The organism is Peribacillus sp. NPDC006672, from assembly GCF_050274955.1.
In the GTDB taxonomy this organism is placed as follows: Bacteria; Bacillota; Bacilli; order Bacillales; family DSM-1321; genus Peribacillus.
This window is the reverse complement of record NZ_JBNNOR010000018.1, coordinates 60,189-71,203: the sequence shown is the minus strand read 5'-3', so window position 1 is coordinate 71,203 and position 11,015 is coordinate 60,189. Positions and strand designations below refer to the sequence as shown.

Genomic DNA, 11,015 nt, shown 5'->3' with positions numbered 1-11,015 from the left:
GTCAGAGGTGGAAGCGTGGCGACATGTGGAGCTGACTGATACTAATAGATCGAGGACTTAACCAACGCTTTTTAAAAAATGAAATACCTTCTTATATTATCTAGTTTTGAAGGAATGAAAATTCTTCAAAAATGAATATAGTCTGGCAGTGATGGCGAAGAGGTCACACCCGTTCCCATTCCGAACACGGAAGTTAAGTTCTTCAGCGCCGATGGTAGTTGGGGGTTTCCCCCTGTGAGAGTAGGACGTTGCCAGGCTATTCATTTAAATCTTTAAATGGGTTTTAGGAAACATTATATTATTCCGCAGTAGCTCAGTGGTAGAGCATTCGGCTGTTAACCGAACGGTCGTAGGTTCGAGTCCTACCTGCGGAGCCATATGCTTCCATAGCTCAGTAGGTAGAGCACTTCCATGGTAAGGAAGAGGTCAGCGGTTCGAATCCGCTTGGGAGCTTCCCAATCTATCTATGTACACAAAATAGTCCGGCCCGTTGGTCAAGCGGTTAAGACACCGCCCTTTCACGGCGGTAACACGGGTTCGAATCCCGTACGGGTCACCATTCTTAATTCATTAATCTGGAGGATTAGCTCAGCTGGGAGAGCATCTGCCTTACAAGCAGAGGGTCGGCGGTTCGATCCCGTCATCCTCCACCATTTTAATCTTATTTGCCGGTGTAGCTCAACTGGTAGAGCAACTGACTTGTAATCAGTAGGTTGGGGGTTCAAGTCCTCTTGCCGGCACCATTTACAACCATATATTGCGGAGGGGTAGCGAAGTGGCTAAACGCGGCGGACTGTAAATCCGCTCCTTTGGGTTCGGCAGTTCGAATCTGCCCCCCTCCACCATTTTAATAAAATCCTGTGGATCAGTTATATATTCTCTTTAATAGGGAAATATATGATTACCACCTTTTTATTTTGCTGAATAATAATTATTACATATCAATATTGGGCTATAGCCAAGCGGTAAGGCAACGGATTTTGATTCCGTCATGCGAAGGTTCGATCCCTTCTAGCCCAGCCATTTGCGGAAGTAGTTCAGTGGTAGAATACAACCTTGCCAAGGTTGGGGTCGCGGGTTCGAATCCCGTCTTCCGCTTAATATATTTTAAACCCCTTAGGGGCCTTAGCTCAGCTGGGAGAGCGCCTGCCTTGCACGCAGGAGGTCAGCGGTTCGATCCCGCTAGGCTCCACCATCAACTACATACACCAAAACTTACGTCTTAAGCCAAAATGGTTTAAGACTTTTTTTTGTTTATACGCATTGTTGGGGTAACCACTCCCTAGAAGCTTTTTTATAGGAAAAAGTATGAGATAGAAAAGAGTGATGCATCTTTATAAATGTAAATGTTTAGTTGAACCACTCGTCATATACGATGTAAAATGGTGGAAAGGGGGAGTTGTATGTCTATTCAGAAAATATCCGTCATTGGATTGCCTATGGACCTTGGTCAATCGAGGCGAGGGGTGGATATGGGACCTAGTGCCATTCGCTGCGCAGGGATTTTCGAGCGTCTTGAACAGTTAAATATAGAAGTAGAGGACTTAGGAGATATCATTGTAGGACGACCTGGAAATGCAAATAAGCCTGGGACAAATCTGAAAAACTTACCGCTTGTTGCAAAGGGGAACACCCTGTTAGCTACAAGAGTTGATGAAATAATAGAAGGCGGTTCTTTTCCACTTGTATTGGGTGGAGACCATTCAATTGCTATAGGAACACTGGCGGGAGTCGCAAAGCACTATGAAAATGTAGGTGTAATTTGGTACGACGCACATGGGGATTTAAATACGGAAGATACTTCGCCATCAGGGAATATACATGGTATGCCGCTTGCTGTCAGTATTGGGATTGGACATCCGGATCTAATCAATATCCATGGTTCCGCTCCAAAAGTGAAACCAGAAAACATCGTAATAATTGGAGCAAGGTCATTGGATGAAGGGGAAAAAGAACTTATACGTGATAAAGGGATTAAAGTATTTACGATGCATGAAATAGATCGCATGGGAATGACACGGGTCATGGAAGAGTGCATAGATTATTTAAGGGAAAGAACGGATGGTGTCCACCTTTCATTGGATTTGGATGGAGTTGACCCTGCAGATGCACCTGGAGTGGGGACACCGGTGATTGGTGGCATAAGTTATCGGGAAAGTCATTTGGCCATGGAAATGCTCGCGGAATCCAACTTGATTACATCAGCTGAATTCGTAGAAGTCAACCCCATTTTAGATGAGCGAAATAAAACGGCGATCGTTGCTGTGGCTCTAATGGGTTCGTTATTTGGAGAAAAGTTATTATAACTGAAAAAATAAAAGAAACAGTAACTGGCTTGTAATGGGTTACTGTTTTTTATATGCTAGAAGACGTAGGTTTATTATCCAGGGTGTATATTACGGAACATATCCATAAATAGATGGTTTCAATCGCATATCCATATTCACTTAAGAGCACGTCTGTCTGGGATACATCCATTTTTAGTTAAATGGATGTATTGGTTGATTAAAGAATCTAGTTTGCTGCTAACTTCAACAACTTCATTATCAACCATCGAAGAACGGGAAGCCAAAATCATCATTTTCTGTCTGTATTGTTCAATATGGTCTAAAATTTGTTCAGCAGTCATATAGAGATTCACTCCCTTGAATTTCAATTTCTTACTATATAGCCCTGTTTTTTTTTTCTTAAACATAAAATGTAAAACTTTGTTAAAATTAATGTAATGAATTTTTGAAACCTTTTAGCTTACGATTCGTAGTAATCGTATAGCCGCATGAGCGGGGGTAATACCGGAAAATGGATGCACTCATTAAAGAGAGAATTAATCAAGTATTAAAGGGAGATCATAATGCATTTGGGGAAATTGTCGAAATTTACAAGGACAAAGTTTTCCAGATATGTTTCAGGATGATCGGAAACAGGCAAGAAGCAGAAGATTTGGCACAAGAGGCATTTGTAAGGGCCTTCGTGAATATTCGCAGTTTCAATATACAAATGAAATTTTCGACATGGTTATACCGGATTGCGACTAACCTTTGTATTGACCGTCTTCGCAAGAAAAAACCAGATTACTATCTAGATGCAGAGGTGGCAGGAACAGAAGGATTGAATATGTATTCCCATGTTGCATCAGATATGGCGAAACCCGAGGAAGAGGTTGAATCTTTAGAACTACAGGAAACCATTCAAGTGGAAATAATGAAATTACCCGAGAAATACCGATCGGTAATCGTATTGAAGTATATTGAAGAGTTATCTTTGAAGGAAATCAGTGAAATACTCGATTTGCCAGTCGGTACGGTTAAGACGAGAATACATCGTGGTCGGGAAGCCTTGCGTAAACAACTACGCCATTTATAAAAAGAAGGTGAGAAAAATGAACTGCCATGAGGAAATCATTGAATATATGCATGATTATTTAGATGAGGACATCAAACCGGAGCACAAAGAAGTATTACGGGAGCACTTGCATAATTGTGCTGAATGCCGGGACTACTTTCATGAAATGAAAAAGGCGGTCGCGCTTGTACAAAGCACCTCCCATATTAAGGCCTCGGATGACTTTACAGCAAAAGTTATGGCTCAATTGCCAAAGGAAACGAAAACAACGGGCGCCAAACGTTGGTTCAAAAGCCATCCCTTCATGACAGCGGCAGCGATGTTCATCTTATTGATGACAGGATCTGTTTTTTCCACTTATAATCAGGACGAACATTTTTCAGTGTCAAAGCAGCCTAACTTAGTGGTCGAAGGTGAAACGGTGATTGTGCCTGAAGGTGAGACAATCAAGGGAAATGTAGTAGTTCAAAATGGTAACATTCAAATAGATGGTGAAGTAGAAGGCGATGTAACAGTCATAAATGGACATAAATATATGTCTAAGGCAGGGAATGTGACTGGGAGCATCAATGTTATTGACCAAGCTTTTGAGTGGATGTGGTATAAAGTAAAGGACACGGCAACCTCGTTGGTTCCTGCTAAAGAGGAAAAAAAGGAATAAGGTATATAAGCTGGGAGGAGGGCATCGTTTTCATACACGGTGACTTCGCTCAGCTTTATTTTTTAAAGGGAAGGGAACCATTTTGCATGATTCGTCCTTAACATGTAAATTTCTCACACTAGTTTTTAGATGTATCATTTAAAAAATGGTATACTATTAAGGTTATTACACAACGATTGTAATTGGTATTTGGAGTAATACTGACTGGAGGAAACAACATGTCTTTATCCAATTTGACTGTTTGGGACTATGTAGTAAATTTCATTGATATTCTCCTTGTATGGTTTGTGATATATAAATTGTTAACTATTATTCGAGGCACGAAGGCTATTCAGCTGCTAAAAGGAATTTTTGTAATTGTCATTGTAAAAAGCTTAAGCAACCTGTTTGGTTTCAATACACTTGGATGGTTAATGGCACAAGTCATGAATTGGGGAGTATTGGCGATTCTTGTCATTTTTCAACCTGAACTGAGAAGGGCACTTGAACAATTAGGACGCGGGAAGCTCTTTGCAAGGGGCACCGTTCCAGAAGAGAACCAGCAAGAGCGTTTAGTCGAAGAAATTCTAAAGGCGTCCACTTATATGGCGAAAAGGCGGATTGGAGCCTTGATTACGATAGAAAAAGGTACGGAGCTTGGGGATTATGTTGAAACGGGGATTCCTCTAAGATCCTATATTTCTTCGGAACTGCTCATTAATATCTTTATCCCCAATACGCCGCTCCATGATGGCGCAGTTATTTTACAAAATAACCAGGTGGCAGCCGCAGCTTGCTACTTGCCTTTATCAGAAAGTCCATTCATATCAAAAGAACTTGGCACGCGGCATAGGGCAGCCATCGGCATGAGTGAAGTTACGGATAGTCTTACGATTGTTGTTTCAGAAGAAACGGGAGGGATATCCGTCACTAAAAACGGGGAGCTCTACCGGGATTTGAATCAAGAATCATTTAGGGCCATGCTTACTAGCGAACTGGTAGTGGAGAACATCAAATCAACTTCCTCAAGCATCTGGAACTGGAGGGGGAAAAAGAATGGATAAGTTCACCAATAGTGCTTGGTTTATGAGAATTGTAGCTTTTGCCTTGGCAGCACTTTTATTCATTTCCATTAACTTTGAGATGGAGTCGGATAAAAAATCCCTTGGTTTATCGACGGCCCCTGAAATCAGTACGGAGACCATTGAAAATGTACCGGTTGAAGTGTACTATGACCGTGAAAATCTAGTGGTGAGCGGAGTCCCCGAAACGGTGGATGTTACTCTAAAGGGAGCAAAAAGTCTATTGATAAATGCGAAAAACCAAAGGAACTTTAAAGTTTACGTGGACCTTTCGGATCCTGAAATCTCAATGGGGAACAGAACTGTCACATTTAAAATAAGTGATTTGAATGAAAAGTTAGTGGCGACGATCGATCCTGAATATGCGGAAGTCAATGTTCAGGAACGGGTGACGCAGGAATTCAAAGTTGAAGCCGAGTATAACAACTCTTTACTTGAAGAGGGATATACCGCTGGCCAGCCAACAGTTAGCCCGAAAACTGTCAAAATAACGGGTGCTAAAGATGCGATTGAACAAATTTCCTATGTAAAGGCAAACCTTGAAATAAGTAAGGGACTTAACGAAACGGTGAACGGAAAGGCAACCGTTAAAGCCCTTGACCGGGACTTGAATAAGTTGGACGTGACGATTGAGCCCGCTTCAGTTGCCGTTTCCTTAAAAGTGAGCATTCCTTCCAAGACGGTGCCGATAGCACCGAAGCAAACTGGGAAGGCAAAGGATGGTATCAAGATCAAGAGTATAAGTGTCGATCCAAATGAGGTCACCTTATTCGGGTCAGAAACGAGCCTGGAGAAAATAAGTGAAGTAAATCTTCCTGTAAATATCTCGAAAATTGACGGTGATACAGAATTGGAACTCGATCTTACTAAACCGGAAAATGTACAAAAAATGTCCTTGGGTAAAGCAAAGGTCAAGATTCGCACAGAGAAAGTGGATGCGGATGAAGCGAATGCAGATCCAGTTGAAGAAGAGGAAAAACCGGAAACTGAAAAAAAACAAGAAGAAAAGGTAGTCGATAAAGAAGAACCGGCTGCCATTGAGTCTAAAACATTCAGCAATATAAAAATAGTGCCTGTGGGCATACAGGATGACCAAGAAGCCGAATTGGAAACTGATGTAGCAAGCATCACCTTGCTTGGTGAAGCGGATGACTTGAAGAAAATAACTAAAGAAGACATTAATCTTACAGTAGATGTAAGTAATTTAGATGAAGGTACGCATGATGTAGAACTGGTGGTAAACGCGCCTGCGGGAGTGACCTGGGAACTGGACTCTAAAATGGCTTCGGTCACCATTACTCAAAAAGACGAAGAGACATGACCTTCCTTTAACATCATTTAATTCAGTAACGATTCGAAGAAGGAGCGATAAAGATGGGTAAATATTTTGGAACAGACGGAGTTAGGGGTATAGCGAATAGCGAATTAACACCGGAGTTGGCATTTAAACTAGGCCGTTTAGGTGGCTACGTTCTTACTAGAAATACAGAAAAGCCCAAAGTGCTGATAGGGCGCGATACACGTATTTCTGGTGAAATGCTGGAAGGTGCACTTGTTGCCGGTCTATTATCCATTGGGGCTGAAGTGATGCGTCTTGGTGTAATTTCGACACCGGGAGTTGCATATTTAACAAAGGCCTTAAGTGCTGAAGCAGGTGTCATGATTTCAGCTTCGCATAATCCGGTAGCGGATAATGGCATTAAATTCTTTGGACCGGATGGGTTTAAGCTATCGGATGATCAAGAAGCGGAAATTGAAACACTCTTAGATTTGGAAAAGGATGAACTTCCACGCCCGGTTGGCGGAGATTTAGGCCATTTGAACGATTATTTCGAAGGAGGGCAAAAGTATCTCCAGTATTTGAAACAATCAGTGGATGAAGACTTTACAGGCATTCATGTTGCGCTTGATTGCGCACATGGGGCGACATCGGCCTTGGCCATGCATTTGTTTGCCGATCTTGATGCAGACATCTCTACAATGGGCGCATCGCCCAATGGATTGAACATTAATGACAAGGTAGGTTCCACACACCCTGAAGCACTTGCTGAATTCTTAAAAGAAAAAGGTGCGGATGTTGGACTTGCTTTCGATGGTGACGGAGACCGCGTCATTGCCATAGATGAAAAAGGAAATATAGTGGACGGCGACCAGATCATGTATATTTGTGCGAAATACTTGAAAGAAAATAACCGTCTGAAACAGGGAACAGTGGTTTCTACGATCATGAGCAACCTTGGTTTTTATAAAGGTCTTGAAGAGCATGGTATACAAAGTGCCCAAACGGCAGTAGGTGATCGCTATGTGGTGGAAGAGATGCGAAAAGGTGGCTATAACCTTGGCGGCGAACAATCCGGACATATCATTTTCCTGGACTATAACACGACAGGAGATGGCTTATTGACGGGTTTACAGCTTGTGAACATCATGAGTGACACCCAAAAAACCTTATCGGAGCTAGCTGGCGAGATGAAGAAATATCCTCAGACACTCATTAATGTCAGAGTTACCGATAAGCACGGTGTAACTGATAATGAAAAGGTACAGGAAGTCATTAAGGCAGTCGAAGGGGAAATGGCCGGAAACGGTCGTATTTTGGTAAGACCATCCGGTACGGAACCGCTAGTCCGTGTTATGGCTGAAGCACCGACTGCTGAGGAATGCACTAATTATGTAGATCGCATCGTCTCAGTTGTAAGAGCGGAAATGGGAATAAACGATTAACCAATCATATGCATAAAAGGAACGAAATTTCCTTTTATGCATATTTTTTATAAAGAAGTTCTTTTTCGCAGGTCAATGTAATAAAGAATTGACCTATGTCTCTTGTTTAAGGTATGATTATCCTGATTTACAACTCATTTTCTGAAAATGGTTGTTTCAAAAAGGAGGGCAGGCAAGGAGAAACGGATTTACAAAAGCGCCTGAACTAAGTCTGGTCGAGAAAAGGCTTAGTTGACGAGGAGGAGGTTTATCGAATGATCGGCGGATACCTCCCGGCTGAAGTGCACAGCCGCAGTAATTCCAATCTTAAAACAGTAGGGCAACTTACTGCACAAAGGATTGGAAATGCACAATGGGAAAAGTGCTTTAGGGCATTTCCTTTATAAAAATATATATCAGAGATGAGGGGGCAGGGATGCCCCCGTGCATTCCTGTTCCCTCAATCGTTTGGAGGAACAGAAATTATGTGTGGAATTGTTGGATATATTGGACTTAATGATGCGAAGGAAATTCTATTAAAAGGTCTTGAAAAACTTGAATACCGCGGTTATGACTCTTCAGGGATTGCTGTGAAAAATGATGCAGGCGTGACAATCTTTAAGGAAAAGGGACGAATTGCGGACTTACGTGGAGCCGTGGATGAAAACACTATTGCACATACTGGAATAGGACATACGCGCTGGGCGACCCATGGTGTGCCAAGCCGTGATAATGCCCATCCTCACCAAAGTAATTCAGGCCGATTGACTTTAGTTCATAATGGGGTCATTGAAAACTATGCGATTCTAAAACGTGAATATTTGAAGGATGTTGCCTTTAAAAGTGAAACGGATACGGAAGTCATCGTTCAACTCATAGAGAAGTTCGTAAACGATGGTATGGAAGTGGAAGAGGCGTTCCGTCAAACACTCACTCTATTAGAAGGCTCATATGCCATCGCCCTATTGGATGCTGAAAATGATGAAACCATTTTTGTCGCAAAAAATAAAAGCCCGCTGCTAATCGGCGTCGGAAAAGACTTTAACGTTGTCGCTTCGGATGCAATGGCCATGCTGCAAGTCACAGATCAATTCCTTGAACTGATGGACAAGGAAATGGTTATCGTGACAAATGAAAAGGTAACGATCAAGAACCTTTCCAACGAAGAAGTTATGCGTGCTCCATACACTGCTGAACTGGATGCAAGTGATATTGAAAAAGGTACGTATCCTCACTATATGCTCAAAGAAGTCGACGAGCAGCCAGCTGTCATACGTAAAATCATTCAAGCATACCAAAATGAAGAAGGTAAACTTGCAATCGATTATAGCATTACTGAAGCCGTAAGTGAGGCTGACCGTATTTATATCATTGCTTGCGGAACTAGTTATCATGCAGGATTGATTGGTAAGCAATTCATCGAAAAAATGACTGAAATTCCGGTTGAGGTCCATGTGGCATCGGAATTCACTTACAATATGCCGTTATTATCGAAAAAACCGTTATTCATCTTCATTTCACAAAGTGGTGAAACTGCAGACAGTCGTGCCGTGTTAGTGTCCATCAAAGCTCTTGGTCATAAAGCCCTGACCATCACGAACGTACCTGGCTCTACATTGTCACGTGAAGCGGATTATACACTCTTGCTGCATGCTGGCCCTGAAATTGCCGTTGCCTCAACAAAGGCCTACACAGCCCAAGTGGCAGTCTTATCCATCTTGGCGAATGTAACTGGCCAATTCCGTAACATGGAGTACGGTTTCGACCTTGTAAAAGAGCTTGGAATCGTTGCGACGGCTATGGAAGCCCTATGTGATTCGAAAGAAGAGATGGAAGACATCGCCCGTGAATATTTGTCCGTTACGAGAAACTGCTTCTTCATCGGCCGTTCCCTTGACTACTATGTTGTACTTGAAGGGGCGCTTAAACTGAAGGAGATTTCTTACATCCAGGCGGAAGGCTTTGCTGGCGGAGAGCTTAAACATGGGACGATTGCCTTGATTGAAGAAGGTACACCTGTCATAGCCCTTGCTACTCAAGCAGGCGTCAACTTAAGCATCCGTGGTAATGTGAAGGAAGTGGTTGCCCGCGGCGCCAACCCTTGCATCATTTCCATGAAGGGTCTGGAAGAAGAGGATGACCGTTTCGTCATCCCGGAAGTGAATGAATTATTAACACCCCTTATCTCTGTTATCCCGCTGCAGCTCATTGCATACTATGCTGCCTTGCACCGCGAATGTGACGTGGATAAACCACGTAATCTTGCAAAAAGTGTAACGGTTGAGTAAGTTGGAATGAATGCAATGTATGTTAGATAGACTTGAAATACAGTTTAACTGAAAACTGAGTAACTGCTTTTTGAAAATTTGAACACCCCGTTGGATATAATTATCCTACGGGGTGTTTTTTTATGTCAATAAGAACGGGAACCTCTAAAGTTGACAAGTGGATTAAAGAAGGCCGAGGAATAGGAATCAGTGTGCAATATAAATAAAGTCGTTTAATATAATCTATCAAAACTATCGATAGGTAATGGCAGCATCTTTAAGAGCATAATTAAAGATTTGGATAAGACGCTGGCTTACAAACAATTGATTTCCTATGGTGGATTGTAGAAAGAAATCCATACGGCACTTAATTTAGATGGTGTGGAAGATGGCGATTTAATATATATTGATGATGATACGGATGAGGGAAAATTACATTATTCAAAAAAAATTAATTTTAGGAGAGAAGGACATGGAAGTTTTTGCAGAATTTTTAGCGAAGATTGATAACCCGCAACATCGGGACCGAACGGAAGAAGTTTTGGCTTGGGTAATTAAGAAATATCCAAATTTAATGCCAAAAATCGCGTGGAATCAGCCTATGTTTACCGATCATGGCACATATATCATTGGCTTTAGCGTAGCGAAACACCATTTGGCTGTTGCCCCTGAAATAGCAGGGATTAAGTATTTCTCTGAGAAAATCGTGCAGGCTGGCTATGATCACACCAAGCAGTTGGTGCGTATCAAGTGGGATCGTCCGGTTGATTACTCATTACTTGAGAGCATGATCGAGTTTAATATTTGGGATAAGGCAGCCTGTTCAACTTTTTGGCGGAAATAAAAAAATTGGATTTTTTAGGGTGAAGTTAATTTTAATCAAGCTATATTCAAAACCAACAAATAGATTTTAAAAACAGCTGCCATTGCAGCTGTTTTTTATTACTATGGATTTAAAATCCTTAAAAATCACCAAATCTT

At 41.9% G+C, this 11,015-nt stretch carries 9 protein-coding genes, 9 tRNA genes and 1 rRNA gene; 18 read left to right on the top strand and 1 reads right to left on the bottom strand.

Features of this window, described 5'->3' with window-relative positions; translation table 11 throughout:
* Nucleotides 1–141 precede the first annotated feature (141 nt).
* The 11 genes from rrf (at nt 142) to rocF (ending at nt 2,306) form a co-directional block, all read left to right on the top strand.
* Nucleotides 142–257: ribosomal RNA gene (gene rrf / locus ACQKKK_RS22285) — 5S ribosomal RNA — on the top strand.
* A 45-nt stretch (nt 258–302) separates the two neighbouring features.
* Nucleotides 303–377 (top strand) — tRNA-Asn (locus ACQKKK_RS22280).
* A gap of 3 nt (nt 378–380) precedes the next feature.
* Nucleotides 381–453 (top strand) — tRNA-Thr (locus ACQKKK_RS22275).
* A 31-nt stretch (nt 454–484) separates the two neighbouring features.
* A tRNA-Glu gene (locus ACQKKK_RS22270) sits at nt 485–559 on the top strand.
* A gap of 18 nt (nt 560–577) precedes the next feature.
* Nucleotides 578–653, top strand: a tRNA-Val gene (locus ACQKKK_RS22265).
* A gap of 14 nt (nt 654–667) precedes the next feature.
* Nucleotides 668–743, top strand: a tRNA-Thr gene (locus ACQKKK_RS22260).
* An 18-nt stretch (nt 744–761) separates the two neighbouring features.
* Nucleotides 762–845, top strand: a tRNA-Tyr gene (locus ACQKKK_RS22255).
* Between the two features lie 103 nt (nt 846–948).
* A tRNA-Gln gene (locus tag ACQKKK_RS22250) sits at nt 949–1,023 on the top strand.
* Between the two features lie 3 nt (nt 1,024–1,026).
* A tRNA-Gly gene (locus tag ACQKKK_RS22245) sits at nt 1,027–1,098 on the top strand.
* A gap of 21 nt (nt 1,099–1,119) precedes the next feature.
* A tRNA-Ala gene (locus tag ACQKKK_RS22240) sits at nt 1,120–1,195 on the top strand.
* Between the two features lie 208 nt (nt 1,196–1,403).
* Nucleotides 1,404–2,306, top strand: a complete 903-nt coding sequence (rocF, locus tag ACQKKK_RS22235; protein ID WP_427619180.1) for an arginase — start codon at nt 1,404–1,406, stop codon at nt 2,304–2,306.
* Nucleotides 2,307–2,443: 137 nt separating this feature from the next.
* Here rocF and ACQKKK_RS22230 read toward each other — a convergent pair whose 3' ends face one another.
* The gene (locus ACQKKK_RS22230; protein WP_427619179.1) at nt 2,444–2,629 is read right to left on the bottom strand and encodes a Spo0E family sporulation regulatory protein-aspartic acid phosphatase; all 186 of its coding nucleotides are present in this window, start codon (nt 2,627–2,629) and stop codon (nt 2,444–2,446) included.
* A 170-nt stretch (nt 2,630–2,799) separates the two neighbouring features.
* Here ACQKKK_RS22230 and sigW point away from each other — a divergent pair, with 170 nt between their 5' ends.
* The 7 genes from sigW (at nt 2,800) to ACQKKK_RS22195 (ending at nt 10,878) form a co-directional block, all read left to right on the top strand.
* Nucleotides 2,800–3,363: an RNA polymerase sigma factor SigW gene (sigW, locus tag ACQKKK_RS22225; protein WP_410862964.1), complete on the top strand. Its 564-nt coding sequence runs from the start codon at nt 2,800–2,802 to the stop codon at nt 3,361–3,363.
* Between the two features lie 16 nt (nt 3,364–3,379).
* On the top strand, nt 3,380–4,003 hold the full coding sequence (locus ACQKKK_RS22220) for a zf-HC2 domain-containing protein (protein WP_427619177.1): 624 nt from the start codon (nt 3,380–3,382) through the stop codon (nt 4,001–4,003).
* A gap of 218 nt (nt 4,004–4,221) precedes the next feature.
* Nucleotides 4,222–5,046, top strand: coding sequence for a diadenylate cyclase CdaA (gene cdaA, locus ACQKKK_RS22215; RefSeq protein WP_427619175.1), 825 nt, complete (start codon nt 4,222–4,224; stop codon nt 5,044–5,046).
* A complete protein-coding gene (locus ACQKKK_RS22210; protein ID WP_427619174.1) occupies nt 5,039–6,385 on the top strand; it encodes a CdaR family protein in 1,347 nt (448 codons plus the stop codon). Before cdaA ends, ACQKKK_RS22210 begins: the two co-directional genes overlap by 8 nt.
* Before the next feature lie 53 nt (nt 6,386–6,438).
* Nucleotides 6,439–7,788 (top strand): phosphoglucosamine mutase, encoded by a 1,350-nt coding sequence (gene glmM, locus ACQKKK_RS22205; RefSeq protein ID WP_427619172.1) that lies wholly within the window; start codon nt 6,439–6,441, stop codon nt 7,786–7,788.
* 464 nt (nt 7,789–8,252) lie between these two features.
* Nucleotides 8,253–10,055, top strand: coding sequence for a glutamine--fructose-6-phosphate transaminase (isomerizing) (gene glmS, locus ACQKKK_RS22200; RefSeq protein ID WP_427619170.1), 1,803 nt, complete (start codon nt 8,253–8,255; stop codon nt 10,053–10,055).
* A 451-nt stretch (nt 10,056–10,506) separates the two neighbouring features.
* Complete coding sequence (locus ACQKKK_RS22195) at nt 10,507–10,878, top strand: iron chaperone (RefSeq protein WP_427619168.1); 372 nt, start codon at nt 10,507–10,509, stop codon at nt 10,876–10,878.
* Nucleotides 10,879–11,015: the final 137 nt, after the last annotated feature.